The 17,211-nt window shown below is 46.7% G+C and carries 16 protein-coding genes; 10 read left to right on the top strand and 6 right to left on the bottom strand.

The window, feature by feature from the left end:
* Nucleotides 1-109: 109 nt before the first annotated feature.
* The gene (locus RQP18_RS10030; RefSeq protein ID WP_342387556.1) at nucleotides 110-1,021 is read left to right on the top strand and encodes a YsnF/AvaK domain-containing protein; all 912 of its coding nucleotides are present in this window, start codon (nucleotides 110-112) and stop codon (nucleotides 1,019-1,021) included.
* Between the two features lie 56 nt (nucleotides 1,022-1,077).
* On the opposite strand, the gene RQP18_RS10025 is transcribed toward RQP18_RS10030, so the two are convergent.
* Complete coding sequence (locus RQP18_RS10025) at nucleotides 1,078-1,833, bottom strand: DUF6414 family protein (RefSeq protein ID WP_342387555.1); 756 nt, start codon at nucleotides 1,831-1,833, stop codon at nucleotides 1,078-1,080.
* A gap of 180 nt (nucleotides 1,834-2,013) precedes the next feature.
* On the opposite strand from RQP18_RS10025, the gene RQP18_RS10020 reads away from it, so the two are divergent.
* Nucleotides 2,014-2,721 carry a DNA alkylation repair protein gene (locus RQP18_RS10020; RefSeq protein WP_342387554.1) on the top strand — a complete coding sequence of 236 codons (708 nt, stop codon included), beginning with the start codon at nucleotides 2,014-2,016 and terminating at the stop codon, nucleotides 2,719-2,721.
* A 3-nt stretch (nucleotides 2,722-2,724) separates the two neighbouring features.
* On the opposite strand, the gene RQP18_RS10015 is transcribed toward RQP18_RS10020, so the two are convergent.
* Nucleotides 2,725-3,438: a DUF554 domain-containing protein gene (locus tag RQP18_RS10015; protein WP_342387553.1), complete on the bottom strand. Its 714-nt coding sequence runs from the start codon at nucleotides 3,436-3,438 to the stop codon at nucleotides 2,725-2,727.
* A gap of 204 nt (nucleotides 3,439-3,642) precedes the next feature.
* Here RQP18_RS10015 and RQP18_RS10010 point away from each other — a divergent pair, with 204 nt between their 5' ends.
* Both RQP18_RS10010 and RQP18_RS10005 read left to right on the top strand, forming a co-directional pair.
* Entirely contained in the window at nucleotides 3,643-4,428 is a 786-nt protein-coding gene (locus tag RQP18_RS10010) for an SDR family oxidoreductase (protein WP_342387552.1), read from the top strand.
* Between the two features lie 259 nt (nucleotides 4,429-4,687).
* Nucleotides 4,688-6,100: a YfcC family protein gene (locus RQP18_RS10005; protein ID WP_342387551.1), complete on the top strand. Its 1,413-nt coding sequence runs from the start codon at nucleotides 4,688-4,690 to the stop codon at nucleotides 6,098-6,100.
* 75 nt (nucleotides 6,101-6,175) lie between these two features.
* On the opposite strand, the gene RQP18_RS10000 is transcribed toward RQP18_RS10005, so the two are convergent.
* The gene (locus RQP18_RS10000) at nucleotides 6,176-7,069 is read right to left on the bottom strand and encodes a YitT family protein (RefSeq protein ID WP_342387550.1); all 894 of its coding nucleotides are present in this window, start codon (nucleotides 7,067-7,069) and stop codon (nucleotides 6,176-6,178) included.
* Between the two features lie 383 nt (nucleotides 7,070-7,452).
* Between RQP18_RS10000 and RQP18_RS09995 the strand changes: the two genes are divergently transcribed.
* On the top strand, nucleotides 7,453-8,175 hold the full coding sequence (locus RQP18_RS09995; protein WP_342387549.1) for a sulfite exporter TauE/SafE family protein: 723 nt from the start codon (nucleotides 7,453-7,455) through the stop codon (nucleotides 8,173-8,175).
* 168 nt (nucleotides 8,176-8,343) lie between these two features.
* Here the strand turns inward: RQP18_RS09995 and RQP18_RS09990 are convergent, their stop codons facing one another.
* Nucleotides 8,344-8,832, bottom strand: coding sequence for a YdhK family protein (locus RQP18_RS09990; RefSeq protein WP_342389398.1), 489 nt, complete (start codon nucleotides 8,830-8,832; stop codon nucleotides 8,344-8,346).
* A gap of 598 nt (nucleotides 8,833-9,430) precedes the next feature.
* Here RQP18_RS09990 and RQP18_RS09985 point away from each other — a divergent pair.
* From RQP18_RS09985 to RQP18_RS09970, 4 genes are all read left to right on the top strand, one after another.
* A complete protein-coding gene (locus RQP18_RS09985) occupies nucleotides 9,431-10,834 on the top strand; it encodes a sensor histidine kinase (protein WP_342387548.1) in 1,404 nt (467 codons plus the stop codon).
* The gene (locus RQP18_RS09980) at nucleotides 10,812-11,483 is read left to right on the top strand and encodes a response regulator transcription factor (RefSeq protein WP_342387547.1); all 672 of its coding nucleotides are present in this window, start codon (nucleotides 10,812-10,814) and stop codon (nucleotides 11,481-11,483) included. Before RQP18_RS09985 ends, RQP18_RS09980 begins: the two co-directional genes overlap by 23 nt.
* A gap of 131 nt (nucleotides 11,484-11,614) precedes the next feature.
* A complete protein-coding gene (locus RQP18_RS09975; protein WP_342387546.1) occupies nucleotides 11,615-12,931 on the top strand; it encodes an APC family permease in 1,317 nt (438 codons plus the stop codon).
* Nucleotides 12,932-13,490: 559 nt separating this feature from the next.
* Nucleotides 13,491-13,976, top strand: a complete 486-nt coding sequence (locus tag RQP18_RS09970; RefSeq protein WP_373446166.1) for a YdhK family protein — start codon at nucleotides 13,491-13,493, stop codon at nucleotides 13,974-13,976.
* A gap of 160 nt (nucleotides 13,977-14,136) precedes the next feature.
* Here the strand turns inward: RQP18_RS09970 and RQP18_RS09965 are convergent, their stop codons facing one another.
* Nucleotides 14,137-14,463, bottom strand: a complete 327-nt coding sequence (locus RQP18_RS09965) for a four-helix bundle copper-binding protein (RefSeq protein ID WP_342387544.1) — start codon at nucleotides 14,461-14,463, stop codon at nucleotides 14,137-14,139.
* Nucleotides 14,464-15,002: 539 nt separating this feature from the next.
* Here RQP18_RS09965 and RQP18_RS09960 point away from each other — a divergent pair.
* Nucleotides 15,003-16,079, top strand: coding sequence for a YkvI family membrane protein (locus RQP18_RS09960; protein WP_342387543.1), 1,077 nt, complete (start codon nucleotides 15,003-15,005; stop codon nucleotides 16,077-16,079).
* A 141-nt stretch (nucleotides 16,080-16,220) separates the two neighbouring features.
* On the opposite strand, the gene RQP18_RS09955 is transcribed toward RQP18_RS09960, so the two are convergent.
* Nucleotides 16,221-17,081 (bottom strand): MurR/RpiR family transcriptional regulator, encoded by an 861-nt coding sequence (locus RQP18_RS09955; RefSeq protein ID WP_342387542.1) that lies wholly within the window; start codon nucleotides 17,079-17,081, stop codon nucleotides 16,221-16,223.
* Nucleotides 17,082-17,211 lie beyond the last annotated feature (130 nt).

Below are 17,211 nucleotides of genomic sequence, written 5' to 3'. Positions count from 1 at the left end.
TGGACGGGTATCCAATTATTGACCGTGATTTGAGGCATGTTACTGACATGGTCAATCAATCGAAACGGTAATTACTAAAATAAAACAAATGAACTACGGAGGGATAATCATGCGTAAGATCGAAACATTTAACACTGAACAGGAAGCCATTAGCAGAATCGATCAGCTGAAGACCGAAGGCGTAGAAGAAAATCAGATAACAATCGTATCCAATCGTGACCTTGAAGCCGGTGGCGCGTTTGGCGACTATTCCGGCGTCAAAGTGAAAAGTTCCGAAGGCAGTGCCTGGGACAAAGTCGTTTCATTCTTCACAGGTGATGCACCTGAGGAACAGGCAGTCAACGACATGAATCTGACAGCTGCAGAAGAGCAGGAATACAGGGAAGCACTTGATGCAGACAAGATTCTTCTTTATGTTGACGGCACAGCAACAGTAGAAGGACAGGGCACAGGTGTTGCAGGCGGTCCTGCAGCAACTGGTACCGCAGGTGCATATGCGGAACGTGATGAGAGGGACCTCACTGACAGGAACCTTGCTGACAGAGATGTCACTTCCGACGAAGAGTCACTCAAACTTCATGAAGAGCGGGTGAACGTCGACAAGGAAAACGTCAAGACCGGCGAAGTCAACATCGACAAGCATACAGAAACAGAGCGTCAGGAATTCGATGTCCCGGTAGAACGTGAGGAAGTCACAGTTGAACGGCGCCCGGTTGATGACAATAGGCCGGCAGGCGACAGGGATCTTACTGATGATAATGAATCCATCAGAGTGCCTGTCAATGAAGAACGCGTCAATGTAGACAAAGAAGACGTCGTTTCCGAAGAAGTCGTCGTCAAGAAGGACAAAGTAAGAGACACTGAACATGTTTCAGAAGATGTCCGCCGTGAAGATGTGGACATCGACGAAGAAACTGCAGGCCGTACGACAGGTCGTGCTGGAAGAGATGGCCTGAGAGATGAAGATGAGACACTGAAGGACGGATTGACAGACGATCCAAGAAGAGATGACAGAATATAATATAGAGTGACTTATTAAAGAACCGGCTCAGAAATTCTGAGCCGGTATTTTTTGTGCTAGCTGTAGATGGCGATGATTTCCACCTCTATCCCATCCGTGTGCATCTCGATTGGTGCCAGCATCCCATGTGAAGAGAGTTTTTTCTCCATTTCTTTCCGCGTGCTCGCGTTGATTGTGATGAAGTCCTTCAGTGGATCGAATAGTGTGAACTGCTTTTCATGCGTTCTCTTCACCTTGGCGAGGATGATGTTGTCCTCCTCCAGCTCCTCGAGCTCGTTTTCCTCGATCAACAGGCAGTCCTTATGGAGTTTACTGAAGATGACCGTGTCCATGTCATCATTATAGACGGGCAGTTTGATCTTATCGAAATCGAATACCATGTTGAACAGCTCGACCTGATCCGACTTCTTGCCCATGAATCCAGCCTCTTCCAGCTCGACCTTCATCAGCTTGGTCATTTCATACATGTCAAAAGATTCATGGATCCTAAGCGGGACAGTGGCTCTGAAGATCATCCGGCGGCTCAAGTCTTCGATGTGCCTGAAAGGTGCCTCCTCCTCGAAATCCACAAAAAAGTCGTTGTCCACGAGGCTCCGTTCCAGACTGATGAGCTTAGATGCGGCGTTATTGATGATTTCCCCCTTTATGACAGAAGATTTTCCAAGACCGACATGCGTATCATTGAATCCCAATTGGCCCCCCTTGTCCGTCTGGGATTCGATTTCATTGAACTGCACCGCCTGGCCGGCAGTGGCGAATGTATAGTATGTGTCATAGAGGTTTTCGTTAAAATATATCAGATTATAAAACATGGCCTAACCTCCAATGGTGTAGGGTGCACGGACTTGGGAGGCTGTCCGTCTTTGCATCCCTATATTTTTCATGTCACCTGAACGTATTCCTATTATAACACGAACATATGTTCGTTTAAATGGTAATATTTTAAATTGGATGATGGTACAATTGATACATATAAGAAAGGGAGTGTGAACATGGATTTCGATACAGTCATGCAGGAGCTTGAAGGTCTGGGGAAGGAACGGATGAAAACGAGGTATATGTCGAGCGGTGCCAAAGAGCCGGTTTTCGGTGTCGCGACAGGGGCCATGAAACCGATGTCGAAGAAAATAAAAATCGATCAGGCGCTTGCTGAGGCGTTGTATGCGACAGGCAACTATGATGCCATGTATTTCGCGGGCATCATCGCGGATCCGAAAGCCATGACGGAAGCGGACTACGAGCGGTGGATCGATGGTGCCTACTTCTATATGATCTCCGACAATATCGTCTCCGTCACCCTGTCGGAGTCGGATATCGCCCAGGAAGTGGCCGATAAATGGATCGACAGTGGGGAGGAGATGAAGATGTCTGCCGGATGGAGCTGCTACTGCTGGCTGCTCGGCAGCCGGAAGGACGAGACGTTCGAAATCGACAAGATATCCGGGATGCTCGATAGGGTGGAGGAGGAAATCCATGATGTAACCGAACGGGCGAAAGCTTCCATGAATAACTTCATCTATACCGTCGCGACGTCATTTGTGCCACTGCATGACAAAGCGGTTGAAACCGCCAGAAGAGTAGGGACGGTGGAAGCCAAAAGGGAAAATAAAAAACCCGCCATACTGGATGCCTACGGGAACATCCAGAAGCAGGTCGAGAAGGATCGGATCGGCTTCAAAAGAAAGTATGTAAGGTGCTGATGATCAGATGGCGGGTGTCCAGTAGTACACGACGGCTACAATCAGCATGATGATCGGTATCGCCGGAAGCAGGTTCGCAACCCGGATGTTCAGGATGCCGAGGAGCCTGAGGCCGATTGCGATGATCATGACACCGCCTGCCCCGGTTATTTCGATGATGAACTGATCCATCAGCTCCGGCGGGATGAAGCGGTCGATCTGGGCGGCGAAGAGTGTGATGGACCCCTGGAACAGGAAGACCGGGACGGCGGAGAAGATGATGCCGATGCCGAGTGCCGAAGTCAGGAAGATGGACATGATGCCATCGATCAGTGACTTTGTGAAGAGCACCGTGTGATCGCCCCGAAGGCCGCTGTCCAGTGCGCCGACGATGCCGACGGCACCGACCACATAGACGAGCGTTGCCGTGACAAAGGCAGCCGCCACACCGCCTTCCTGCGCACCCGTCTTCGTCTCGAGCCATATGCCGAAGCGGTTCATCCGCTCCTCGATGCGCCATCTCTCTCCGAGCATTGCACCGAGCGCGATGCTGACCACGACGATGATGATCTGGTTGCTTTCCAGAGCCATGTCGATGCCGAGGACGATGACTGTAATCGAGAGCCCCTGAATGATGGTGGTCTTCATGTCCTCATTGATGTTGCGCCAGAACAGGCCGATGAAACTGCCGACAATAATCGCCAGCGCATTCACGGCAGTACCGAGAAGTGACAGCATTGCTTTCCCTCATTTCTGTGATGTATACCATCAGATTGTGTAAAATATGCTGATGAATTTTGATTAGTATAAGGATATTACTGGTGTGAAGGATTGTCAAAGGAGGTTCTGAAATTTCTCCTGTACCACAGGACGCGTTTAAGATGATGCGAAGAGGGAAAAACAAAACCATCATTAACAAAGCATTCAAGGAGGCAATTACAAATGGCTAAAACCATCATGATTACAGGCGCCGGTTCCGGACTCGGCAAGGGAGCGGCACTCGGGCTCGCAAAAGAAGGGCATAAGGTCATTGCCGCTGTAGAGAACCACCCTCAGATTACTGGACTGAAGGAAGCGGCAGAAAAGGCAGGTGTGGATCTTGAGATTCTGAAGATGGACATCACGAATGCGGATGACCGGGAGCGTATGAAACACTATGACTATGATGTATTCGTCGCCAATGCTGCGGTCAATGAAGGCGGCCCGATTTGGGAAGTGCCGATGTCGGCATTGAGACAGCTGTTCGAAGTCAACGTGTTCAGCACACTCGAGACTGCGCGCATCGCAGCAGAGCACTTCGTCGAAAAGCGGCAGGGCAAGATCGTCTTCATGTCATCCATGGCCGGAACGATGGCTTCCGCCTATAAGGGGCTCTATGCATCCTCCAAGCATGCCATCGAAGCCATCGCCAAGTCGCTGAGGCAGGAGCTGGAGGAATTCAATGTGCAGGTTGCGACAATCAACCCGGGGCCATTCGATACCGGATTCAATGATCGCGCCGTGGAAGAGAAGTGGGAATGGTTCGATCCGGACAAGCATCATACTTCCGTCGAAAACCTCAAAGAAAGTGAACAGGGACTCGACCAGCAGAATGATCCCCAGATGATGATCGATAAGATGGTCGAAGTCATTCCGAAGGACCACCACAAGTTCCGTACCGCATATCCTGAGGACACTGCAGAAAATATGCGTAAGGAAGAACAGGAGAACTGGGACATCGAGATATAGGGTTTCCCAGTCCATGAACAGCAAATCTACGATAAAACTGAATAGAGATGCTGAGCTTCCCTCTGTCGATCGGCAGGGGGATGTTTCATGTTGGGGTCTTGAAAAAATGATGAATGGTTACAAAAGACACGATTACTTATGGAACGCACATTTACATTATCCCGGAGCTGTAGTAGCTTGTTATGTATAGAATATTATGAAAATTATCGGGAATTATGATTTTCATCAGTCCAATTGAGGGAAAGGAGAAAAAATTTCAATGACAAAGAAGAAGTCATCAAAGCAGAATAGGTTTGTCATGCCGCATATCTACGTCATCCTATTCACCCTGATCACCATCGGTGTGATTGCTACATACATTGTTCCGGCGGGGAGCTATGAACGTGAAACGGTCGATGGCGTGGACATGATTGTACAGGGTACATACAGCGGTGTGGAGCAGACACCTGTCGGCTTCATGGAATATATGACAGCCGTGCCGCGCGGTGTCATCGCGACAATAGAGATCATTTTCGGCATCATGGCAATCGGTGCCCTGTTCAAGATAGTGGAGGATGCCGGCATCATCAGGCTGATCATCAACTATCTTTCGAAGTCATTTTCAAACAAAGGCCTGCTGATCATCCCGACAGTGATGGTGCCGCTTGCCATCTTTGTAGCGGTCACGGGGAATATCGAATCTTCGCTGATATTCCTGCCGGCATTGCTGCCGCTGTTTCTCAGACTCGGCTTCGACAGGATTACTGCAGCTGCAACGACGCTCGTAGCAACCGTCACCGGATTCGCAGTCGCACTGACGGCCCCGGCAAACCTGGGGACGGCACAGGCGATCGCCGAACTGCCTTTATATTCCGGTATGGGATACAGGGCGATCCTCCTGAGTGTGATATTGATCCTCGGCATACTGTTCGTGCTGCGCTATGCCAATAAGGTGAAGAATGATCCATCGAAGACGCTCCAGACGAACGATGTGCCGGCTTCCGAGTTCATTACGGATACGGATGATGATCCGCAGGAAGAGATCAGTACGCGTACGAAAATCGCTACAGCGGCCTTCATATTATCATTCGGCGGCATGTTCTACGGCGTTCTCGTGCACGGGTGGTATTTCACGGAGCTTGCCGGATTCTACCTGTTCGCAGGCATCATCAGCGGTCTGATTGCCGGCATGGGACCATCGAGGATTGCCGAGTCCATCAATGACGGCATCAGGAATATCCTGCTCGGCTCGCTCATCGTCGGTGTCGCCCGGGCAATCTCCATCGTGCTTGAGGATGGGCAGATCCTCGATACGGTCGTCTATGGAATCAGCCTCCTCATCACCGCGATCCCTGAGAACCTTGTGCCGGTGATGATGATGATCACCCAGGGCCTGCTCAACTTCGTCATCCCTTCGGGAAGCGGACAGGCAGCGGCCACCATGCCGATCATGGTCGGGGTGGTGGACATCACGGAAATGACCAGACAGAATGCGGTGCTTGCCTTTCAGCTGGGTGATGGGTTCTCGAACATATTCTATCCGACTTCAGGGTATTTCATGGCAGCACTCGTCATCGCCAAAGTTCAATATACGGACTGGCTCAAATTTATCTGGCCGTTCCTTCTCATCGCATACGGCATCGGGGCAGTCGCCCTTGTAATCGCCCATCTGATGCAGTGGGGGCCGTTCTAGAAAGCATATGAAAAATAAAAAAACAGGGTGCAGCTTCTCTTCTCCGAGATTCTGCACCCTGTTTTCATCTATATTCTATACAAATGAACTGCCAAGTACGCTGTTCACATCGTTGACGACGACAAAGGCATCTTCATCGTACTTTTGGATCAGGCGTTTAAGCCTGGTCAATTTGGATTTATTGATGACGACATAGAGAATATCATTCTCTTCCCTGGAATAGAATCCTTTACCGTTCATCATGGTTACACCGCGTCCGATTTCACTGTTGATCAGTTTGCCCAGCACTTCCGGGTGCTGTGAAATAATCGTGATCGCCTTCTTCGGATTCATACCTTCTATCATAAAGTCCATGACTTTCACATTGATATACATGGCTACAACGGTGAGCAGCACCTGTTCAATTGTCAGTACCGTCAGACCGAGTGTAATGACCATGAGGTCGAATACCAATACGGCATTCGATATTTTTACATCGAGATATTTATTGGCAATCCTGCCAAGTATCGCCGACCCTGCTGTTGTTGCCCCGATTCGGATGACAAGTCCATTGCCCAGTCCAAGGAATAGACCACCGAATATGACATTGAGCATCACTTCGTTTGTCTGCACGACCCATGGTTCCGTAATTCCCAGGAACACTGACATCATGATTACTGCAAATATTGTATAGTACATTCCACGTCTTGATAGGAATCTGAATCCAATAATGAGCAGGATGCCGTTGAGTACGAGTGTGGAAATTGCCGGGGAGATATCAAACGCATATAGGATTATGATTGCCAGTCCTGATACGCCACCGTCCCCCAGATTTCCAGGAATCATGAATAGATTCACACCAATGGAAAAGAGGAAAGCTCCCAATATGACAGCAGCTATATTCATCAATGTCTGAAGTGTAATTATTGGCGCCACAGATATTTTTACTTTTTCAAAATTAATTTTACCGAGTCCTTTTCTGATCATCACAATCAACCTCCTTATATGCGCTTGAGTAGCACCGATTCATAATACTAGAAAATGATGGCAAATTACAATAGTTTTATTTATAGTCCTAATTTACAGAATACTAAGCCCGAATCCCTTGGCATCCAAGGGTTCTGATACACCTGGGGGTAAGCGGTTTCCAAGCTCTGAAATTAGAAATGGCAGAAATGTGACAGGATGAAATTTCCAATCTAGAAATGATTGGATGAGGATCTAAGTCCAAAATTATGGAGTGGATGAGGGGGCATGTAGAATTCCAAGGGAGGCCAGCGGTTTCCAAGAGGGGAAGGTTTTGCTTCAGGGTGCCAAAGAAGCGAAGAAATGGTAGTATGTCAGCATTATCTTTTTATTGGGGAGAGGAACTCATGGAAGTTGCAGTATTCATCATAATCATATTGGTCGCTTCTACACTGCAGACAAGTACGGGATTCGGCTTTTCAATCCTGGCGACACCTTTCCTGCTGCTGATATTCGAACCGGCTGAAGCAATCCAGATCAATTTGGTCCTATCCCTTGTCATTTCAACAGCTTTGATTCGAAGGATCAGGAAAGATATTGATTATGGGGTGCTCAAGCGTTTCATCATAGGAAGCAGTGTGGGGATGTTCGTCGGGATCATCATCTTTCTGATGGTCGATATCGATGGATTGAAGCGCGTCATCGGGATAGTCATACTCGCATTGACGCTGTTGCTGATCTTCAAGTTCCGGATTGACAGAAACAGGGGCAGGGACTTTTTTGCAGGCGGCATTGCAGGGTCGCTTACCACGAGCATCGGCATGCCCGGTCCACCGCTGCTTCTTTACTTTTCAGGCACAGACAGTCTGAAGGAGAAAGTGAGGGGGACAACGCTTGCATTTTATCTGTTCATCTATACTGTGAGCCTGATTATCCAGATTGTCTTTGCTGGCACTGGTCAGACTGTCTGGATAGCCAGTCTGTGGGGACTGCCTCTGGTTTTCATGGGACTATTCGTGGGACAGATGCTGTTCAGATACATCAACCAGAAAGGATTCCGCATCTTTACATATGTCATTCTGGTGGTTACGGGCATCTATCTGCTTATGGACAGCGCAGGCTTGCTGTAATGATGAATGTTTTTGGTGGGTGGAATCAAAATAACTCCCCCTGGCCCGTTGCTGCGGACTTGGGGGAGTAGTGTTCAGAATAAATTGAAACTGCTTCGTATATGCACGATATAGGCGTCCATTCAGAGATGAATGGACGTTTTGGTTGGTTCTTGGGAGCATTTAAAGCTATTCGACAGGTGACAATTCGCTTTCCGTCACCCATTTATGATTCTGTACTTCTTCGCCAGTGTCTGTGGTTACAAAGTTCACCATATAGACGGTGGTCTGTTCAGCTGAATCTATGGTAGCAACAGCACCTTCCATACCTTCCATATGCGTGGCATCCATGATTGCTTCGTCACCCGGTTCCAATGGTGCTTCGCCTGGATCTGCCAGTTCCTCATGGATGACCCATTTATGGTCTTCCACCGGTTCCCCACCAGTTGTAGGCGTATAGGAAACGGTATACACGGTTGTATCGAATGCGCCGGAGATGGTTGCTTCAGCGCCATCCATACCTTGCATATGATCGGCTTTGATGATTGCTGTGCTTCCTACATCAAATGCAGGATTTTCTGCTTCTTCCAATTCCTCAGGCACTTCACCAGAACTCGACATTGCTGCAGCGGAATGATTCATATGTCCACCTGAATGAGGGACGGATTGCATATTCATGTGTCCAACAGGATAGGACTCGGATTGCATATTATAGTGATGTAGTCTTTCTTTCAACTCTTCCTTGGTCAGACCGTTGATGTACTTCGTCTGATCTCCATCTTCATTGACTTCGTAGTAGTAATGGCTGCCACCTTCGTTATAAGGGTAACCCAATTCGTCTTCCAATTCCTTTTCAGTCAAACCATCAATGTACTTCGTCTTATTTCCATGCTCATCCACTTCATAGTAGTAATAGCTTCCATCTGCATGTGGGGTAGCGTCTGTCCCACCTGCATTTACTGCTCCTGGGCTGACCCCCAAGGCTAACGTGAAGATCATAGCACCTGATAAAGAAATTCTTTGAAATTGTCTCAATCTCTCTTACCTCCATTTTTTGTGATACTGGAAAGTTACCCCTGGAATGTGCAGTTTATGTGCAGATATGGTGAAATTTGGATGAAATCAATCTGTTCCGTAGAAGATTTTACCGTCCATATGGTTTCTGAAATGGAAGATGTACAAGGAAATGAGGTATGCTTGCAATGACGGGCAAGTGGAGCAGTTACGGTATATTCCTGTCGAGGGACATGAAGGGTCATTGAAGGAGGGGAATGTGATGCGGAATCAATTATCTTTGAAGATAGGACTGCTGTTCTTTCTGGTCATCGTCGCCGTCGAACTCATCCTCTTCTCCATACTATATACAAATCTGGTCAATGACCGCGTCGACGAAGTGATGGGGGATTTGCTGGCGCGAGGAAATACCCATCGGGATGTATTGGAAGAGAACTATACATCGACCACTTTGGACCATGTCGTCATCATGGAATCCGAATCTGATTTGATCGTGGCCATCACGGACCGCGGCGGGGAGGTCATCAGGAGTTCCGACGCCATCGGGCCGGAGGTCGAGGCGGTCATCGAACATACGGATGAGGGTCAGGTGCCGGATGAGGGCGTCATATTGGAATCGGACTGGTCGGATGAGAAGTATGTGGCGACAGACAGCCCGATCATTATGGACGGGACGCATAGTGGACACGTATTCATGTTTGCCGACAGCAACCACATCAAAGAGATCATCAGCAATCTCAGTCGTCAGTTCCTCTTCATCGGATTGGTGACCGTCATCCTGACGATCATTACGGTGATGGTGCTGTCCAAGGTGATCACCCAGCCGCTGGTCAGAATGAAGCAGGCTACTGAAGCAATGAATGGCGGCGATCATGATGTGGCACTCTCCACAGAGCGGAATGATGAACTCGGGGAACTGGCGACTGCCATCACACGGCTGTCCAAGGACTTGAAGCGCGTGAAGAGTGAAAGGAATGAATTTCTGGCAAGTGTGGCCCACGAACTCCGCACCCCGTTGACCTATCTGAAGGGGTATGCCGACATCATCAGCAGGGATTCCCTGTCAGAAGCGGACCGTAGGAAGTATATACGGGTGATTCAGGAAGAGGTGGATCACCTGGCCGGACTGGTCAAAACCTTGTTCGAACTGGCCAAAATAGACCAGAATGCATTCGCTATAAAAAAAGAAGAAGTGGCCTTTGATGTGTTGATTCAAAAGGTTGTGGAGCGGGTCTATCCGGCAATTGAAGAGCGGAATATAAACTTTTCATATGACTGCCCAGACAAGGTAGTCATCGAGGCCGACCCGGAAAGGATCCAGCAGGTGCTGCTCAATATATTGGATAATGCCATCAAATACACGCCCCGCGGAAACCATGTCAGGCTGGAAGTGATACCGGGGGAAAATGAAGTGCTGACGCTCATTTCGGATACAGGGGAGGGCATTGCCGAGGAAGATCTCCCATATATATTTGAGCGGCTCTATCGTGCAGAAAAATCCAGATCCCGTACAAAGGGGGGATCCGGTCTTGGGCTCACCATCGCCAAAGAGATCGTCGCTTTGCACAACGGCAGGATGGCAGTTGAAAGCAAGGTAGGCGAGGGAACTGTCTTCAAAATAACTTTACCGAAGGAGGATGATCATGAAAAAAGTGCTATTGATTGATGATGAAGAGCGGATGCTGGAATTACTGACATTGTATCTGAGCCCCTATGGCTACGACTGCAAGAAGGCATTGGGGGCAAAAGAAGGGCTTGAATATATCGGACAGGAGCGATTTGATATTGTACTGCTCGATATCATGATGCCTGACATCGATGGATGGCAGGTATGCCGCGAAATCCGCGATCATTCCGATGTGCCCATCATCATGGTGACGGCACGGGAACAGAAGACGGATATCGTCAAAGGTCTGAAGCTTGGGGCAGACGACTATATAACAAAGCCCTTCGATGAGGAAGAGCTCATTGCACGGATGGAAGCTTTATTAAGACGGATGGAACCGGCCAGCCATGTCGAGATGGACGGGCTACTTTGGGACAGGGAACGCTTCGAACTGTCCTACAGGGACCAGTATATCAAGCTGACCCCCAAGGAATTTTCATTGATTGGACTGCTCATGAAGCACCCGGGGCGCGTATATTCTAGGGAGCATCTGATTGACCTGGTGTGGGGGATGTATTCGGAGACCGAAGGACGGACAGTCGACTCCCATGTCAGGAACATCCGGGAGAAGACCAGGGAAGCGGGCTTCCCCATCGATGATTATTTCCACACAGTATGGGGCGTCGGCTACAAGTGGGTTAAGCAGTAGATTCTACACGTCATCCATTGATTATGCTGAACCAATTATAAAAAGTAATATGAAATAATTTAAAAACTGCACAATATCTGCATAAAACATGGGCATATACTCCAGAGAACAATATTTCTGAGGTGAAGATAATGAGTGAATATAAAAAGAACAGCCTGTCCCTGACGGGTGCAGTCGGTCTCGGTACAGGCGTGATGATCAGTGCCGGCATATTTGCACTGCTGGGGCAGGTTGCGGCTCTTGCCGGAACATGGTTTCCTATCATGTTCATCGTAGGCGGTATCGTGACGGGCTTCAGTGCCTATTCCTACGTCAAGATGAGTAATGAGTATCCGTCGGCAGGGGGCATCGGCATGTTCCTGGCAAAAGCATATGGCCAGGGGACCATCACTGCTTCTGCAGCGATGCTGATGGCAGTCTCCATGGTCATCAACCAGAGTCTCGTGGCGCGTACCTTCGGCACCTATACATTACAGATCTTCGACATGGATGCGACCAGCTACCTGGTGCCCTTGCTTGCTGTGGGCCTCCTGCTCTTTGCGTTTGTGGTCAACATTTCCGGCAACAGTTTCATACAGACATTCACCTCAATCGTCTCCCTGCTTAAAATCCTCGGACTTGTCACATTCGCGATGGGTGGGCTATGGGTCGCCGGCTTTTCCATCACACCGGCTGAGAGCAGTGGGGGCACTGAAGACGCTACAATTGCAAGTATTATCGCAGCTGTGGCACTCACCATCCTTTCATTCAAAGGATTTACGACGATCACAAACAGCGGTTCTGAAATCGTCAATCCAAACAGGAATATCGGCCGGGCGATCGTCATATCAATCTCCATCAGCCTTTTCGTCTATCTGCTGGTCGCATGGGCAGTATCCAGCAACCTGCCACTCGACCAGATCATTGATGCAAGGGACTACTCGCTTGCTGAAGCCGCAAGGCCGGCATTCGGCGACTACGGTGTATGGTTCACCGTCGCCATCGCCATCATCGCGACAGTCTCTGGCATCATTGCCAGCGTATTTGCCGTCTCCCGCATGCTTGCCATGTTGACGGACATGAAACTGATTCCACACAAGCACTTCGGCATGCCAGGACGCATCCAGAAGCACACACTGGTCTACACGATTGTGCTTGCGATGATACTGGCTGTCATTTTCGACCTCAGCCGCATCGCTTCGGTTGGTGCGATACTCTATCTCGTGATGGATATGATCGTGCACTGGGGCGTGTTCAGACATTTGAGGAACAAGGTCGATGCCAACCCCTGGATTCTCATGACAGCCTTCATCCTTGATGGTGTCGTACTCGCTGCCTTTATATGGGTCAAGCTGATGAATGACTGGCTGATTGTTGCCGTCTCGCTCATTTTCATCATCGTCATCTTCGTCGGGGAATATGTATTTCTTAAAAACCGGGATGATGGGGATGAAGAGCATGCCCATTAGAACATGCAAGGATTTTGTGAACAGTAACCTCAAAGAGCGAAGTGTCATGTTCGCAAAGGGGGTGAGGCTGTTCCAGGGAGTATGACCAATAGAAATTGAAAATGAACAGAAGACGCCGAACCACTTATTCCGTTCAAGGAAAATATCTTTTGGAAAGTTTCAGGAGGAATGTAAAATGAACAGCAGATTTACAAAAATAGCCGTTACACTTGCGACCGTCACTGGAATCAGTTTCTCAGCAGGGCAAGTTTCGTCAGATTCCATCAACTCAGCTCCCCAAGCCAATGGACAAGCACAGGCAGAAGCAAAAGTTGAGAAAAGGCTGGGTAAGGTTGAAGAGAAAGCCGACGCTATCCAATCTGAACTGGAATCAATCGAAGGATCAATCGAAGGTGCCCCTATAACGGTTGATGAAGTACAGCTCTATAAAGAGTATCTGGACAAGCTGGAATCTCTGTTGAATCGCTTAAATGCTGCTGAAAACCATTTGGATGCTGTCACTAAGAAATTGGAAAACCAGGATACATTCATTGAAGAGACTGAAGCAGAAATTAATGATATCCGCTCCAGTATTGTAGCGGTGCAGGAAACGATTCAAGCCATTTTCGCCGAACAGATGTCCAGCTCTGGTGAAGTGCCTGACAACCTGGAGGAAGCAGAAGCCCCAGCCTATGAGGTAGGCAGCCAGGCAATCATCGAAGCCAATCACATGCCGGGCATGTACGGGGCTGAAGCAACCATCGCAGGCGCGTTTGATACTGTCGCCTATAGTGTCACCTATTATCCTACAACTGGCGGAGACCCGGTGGAGAATCACAAATGGGTCATCCATGAGGAACTTGCAGACCCAGGTGAAGCCCCACTTGAGCCCGGTACTGAAGTGACGCTGGATGCTGACCACATGGAAGGCATGGAGGGTGCAACCGCTGTGATCGAATCTGCGGCAGATACTACCGTATACATGATTGACTTCACAACAACAACTGGAGAAGAAGTCCAGAACCATAAATGGGTGACGGAAAATGAATTGTCACCTGTCGAATAACCGCTGATGACATTAAAGAGCTTATCTTTGCAGGATGAATAGTCTGCAAGGATAAGCTCTTTTTTATAATATGAATAAATGAAACTCCCCCTAAAGCTGTACGCTTTAGGGGGAGCATGACAGAAATTCCGGCATATGACTTCTATCCAAGTGTTATGCACTAAGCAATTTGTTTACACGCTTCTGCACATTTGAAGCATGCATCTGCACATTTCTGGCAATGGTCGTGGTCGTGTTTCTGACATTCATTACCGCATGCTTCGCAGACTTTCGCACATACGGAGGCAAGATCTGAAGAGAATGGCGAGTTCCTTGTCAGTGACTGTTCCAGGAATGCACAGATATCCGCACACTCACGGTCCAATCGGATGCACTCCGCCATCATTTTCACATCTTCTTCCCTCAGACAGGCATCGTAGCAGTGGTTACAGGCTTCCAAACATTCATGTAACGTCTGAATCAATTGCTGGTGCTTTTCATGCGCCATTGCAAATCCCTCCTATAGAATTAAATGCGCTTGCATTAGTTGGATTCCCACTCATTTTGCATATAAACCGATATCGGCAAACTCCATAGAAACTGCACAGAATTTTAATGATGATGCATTGCAATCCCTATCTGATAGTCTGATTCTTTCAGGTGTCGCCAATTTTTCAAGCACAGGTGAAAGAGTGGTGGTCGTTCTTTATATTCCTCAAAAGTCTATATTTTCTCTTGTTAAATTATCACATATTCTCTGTTTCTTTTTGTGATAAGACCGCATTAAAACTGCCTGGGGGAAGTATCAAATTATCTTCTTTTATTTTACTTTCTGGATAAACAGATTCAGTAATTTTTGATTTTTAAAGATTATCCATCTATGCACTTTTATACTTGCCGATAATAAATAGCGTTAATAATATAGTAATAATTTGAAATTTTATAATCCTTTAAAAATTAAGTGATTTACAAAATTCCCTTTTGATGATAATCTTTAAAAATGAAAGCGAATACAAAATTGTTTGAAAATTAGGGGTGGTAGTTAAAGTGAGTAAAGTAAATAGAGTATCTATTACTTTAGCATTTGCGTATATTAGCTTTATAGTGGGGGCCGGCTTTTCAACCGGACAGGAAATCCTGCAATTTTTTGCCAACCATGGGGTATGGGGATATGCTGCTGCTGCTACCGCGGGTCTAACCATTACGTTTGTAGGAATGCAGATTTCTAAATTGGGCTACATTCTGGACTCAGAAGATTACGCTTTATCTTTAAATCATCTTTTTGGCACAAGAATAGGAAGGGTCTTCGATTATTTGCTTGTCTTCTTTTTCTATGGGCTGTCAGTGATTATGATTGCCGGGACAGGATCGGCCTTTTATGACGGTTTTGGCCTGCCGGCTTGGATTGGTACACTATTTACTGTCATTACGCTGTTCATAGTTCTGCAATTTGATTTTACAATTGTGGCGAAAATATTGGGGATAATCACACCATTTTTGATTGTTGCGGTGTTTATAATCGCAGGTTACAACATAATTGATCCTAACGTACCGGTGAGTGAAGTAGACCAGTATACAGACATAGACAGGACACCGAGTGGTATATGGATTTGGGATGCAATTACTTACGGCGGACTTGTAATCGCCAACAGTTTTGGCTTCCTGGTCATTATGGGAGCGGGGAGCCGAAGCCAATTAATATCCAAAAGAGGTATACTTTTTGGAGGATTAATTTTTACAGTTCTGCTCGTGCTGATGACAGCAGGAATAATTGCAAATCTGGAAATCGCCAACGAAGCAGCCTTGCCAACTTTACTTATGGCTAATGAAATACATCCAGGACTCAGGATTCTGATGACCTTAATAATGGTTGGCGTCATGTTCAACAGTGTAATTGGCGTTTTATATCCATTCCTTACACGGTTCACCAAGGCATACTCCAGTAAATATCGCTTAATGCTGGGAATATCATTAGTTGCTGCATACATTTTAAGTTTCATTGGATTTGTAGATCTCGTTAATTTCTTTTATCCGATATTCGGATATATCGGCATAATCATTGCGCTTTCGTTCTTTGTACTATGGTTGAATGCCAAGTCTTCGGATAAAAAGGCATCATCCTAAATCCTATTGTTAATTATAGAGTCTCTCCCTGAAACAGTGATTAGAATAATACAATCTGAATCGCGAAGAAATTCATGATTGACCCGCTGAATAGCGAACTGCCTTTTATCGAATGAGATAAAAGGCAGTTTTTTTTGCTGATCAAGAATCATAGGTAATGTTGTTTTCCAGCAGCTTTTGTTCCAGTTTTCTTAATTTATCCAAAGACTCTGGTGAAGATTTTTTACCGATCTCAATAATCATTGCATCAATCAGCGCAATGACTGGAATGATGGAAAACTGATTTCTGCTGACAGCAACTTTCAATACTACGGTTGCATATGAAATTACTGGACTTGAATCATAATCCGTAATGAGGATTATTTTGTTGTTTTGGTTATATGTTTCTTTTACTGCATTTATCACAATATTTGTATAGGGTTCAAAAGCAAAGACAATGAGAATATCCTTCTCTTCAAACTGGAGGACCTTATCAAAAAGTGTTTCAGTATCGTTGCTCAACTGTCTGACATGTGGATAAAATTCTCCAAGCAGCTGCTCAAAATATAATGCAGCTGATCTGTAGGGGCGGGTCCCAATGATGTTAATATTACCGGCTTTTAGAATATGGTCAATTGCAGATTGGAATTTATATGTCAATTCATCATCCAACGATTGATTCAGCAGATGAACACTCTCATCCCACACGCTTAAAAGTGTCTGCACCTCCTTGTCGGTTTCATCCAAGGATTTTTTCAACGTCCATTTGGAATCCTGCGTCAGCGATTCATCGTATATATCTTTTCGGAAGTCATTAAAATTATCGTATCCCAATGCATCCATTGTACGCATCACTGTAGATACTCCAACATTGGCGTCTGTAGACAGTTCCTTTATTGTCACGAGACCGAGTGAGTGGAAATTCTTTAGAATATAATCACATAAATGCTTTTGCTTCCGGGGAAGATCGTCTTTTAAATGAATAATCCTTTGTTTTATATTTTTTTGATTCTCAGCATCCATAAAAAGCCTCATTTCAATTTTTACTTACTATATATTATCTTACATCGATAGTATTAATTCAAATTCCTCCTGATACCATTTGAAATATTATAATCCCTTTTTATAAAAAGAGTTTACATTTAATCAAATA

Source organism: Salinicoccus sp. Bachu38, assembly GCF_038561955.2.
GTDB lineage: Bacteria > Bacillota > Bacilli > Staphylococcales > Salinicoccaceae > Salinicoccus > Salinicoccus bachuensis.
The sequence above is the reverse complement of the archived record's forward strand: the minus strand, read 5'-3'. Positions and strand labels throughout refer to the sequence as shown.

Bases quoted from the DNA above. Each gene is read 5' to 3' on its own strand.
- RQP18_RS09985 (WP_342387548.1), top strand. From the start codon at position 9,431: ATGCGGAATCAATTATCTTTGAAGATAGGACTGCTGTTCTTTCTGGTC.
- RQP18_RS09975 (WP_342387546.1), top strand. From the start codon at position 11,615: ATGAGTGAATATAAAAAGAACAGCCTGTCCCTGACGGGTGCAGTCGGT.
- RQP18_RS10010 (WP_342387552.1), top strand. From the start codon at position 3,643: ATGGCTAAAACCATCATGATTACAGGCGCCGGTTCCGGACTCGGCAAG.
- RQP18_RS10015 (WP_342387553.1), bottom strand. From the start codon at position 3,438: ATGCTGTCACTTCTCGGTACTGCCGTGAATGCGCTGGCGATTATTGTC.
- RQP18_RS09965 (WP_342387544.1), bottom strand. From the start codon at position 14,463: ATGGCGCATGAAAAGCACCAGCAATTGATTCAGACGTTACATGAATGT.
- RQP18_RS09990 (WP_342389398.1), bottom strand. From the start codon at position 8,832: ATGAATATGCAATCCGTCCCTCATTCAGGTGGACATATGAATCATTCC.
- RQP18_RS09955 (WP_342387542.1), bottom strand. From the start codon at position 17,081: ATGGATGCTGAGAATCAAAAAAATATAAAACAAAGGATTATTCATTTA.
- RQP18_RS09980 (WP_342387547.1), top strand. From the start codon at position 10,812: ATGAAAAAAGTGCTATTGATTGATGATGAAGAGCGGATGCTGGAATTA.
- RQP18_RS09995 (WP_342387549.1), top strand. From the start codon at position 7,453: ATGGAAGTTGCAGTATTCATCATAATCATATTGGTCGCTTCTACACTG.
- RQP18_RS10020 (WP_342387554.1), top strand. From the start codon at position 2,014: ATGGATTTCGATACAGTCATGCAGGAGCTTGAAGGTCTGGGGAAGGAA.
- RQP18_RS10030 (WP_342387556.1), top strand. From the start codon at position 110: ATGCGTAAGATCGAAACATTTAACACTGAACAGGAAGCCATTAGCAGA.
- RQP18_RS10005 (WP_342387551.1), top strand. From the start codon at position 4,688: ATGACAAAGAAGAAGTCATCAAAGCAGAATAGGTTTGTCATGCCGCAT.
- RQP18_RS10025 (WP_342387555.1), bottom strand. From the start codon at position 1,833: ATGTTTTATAATCTGATATATTTTAACGAAAACCTCTATGACACATAC.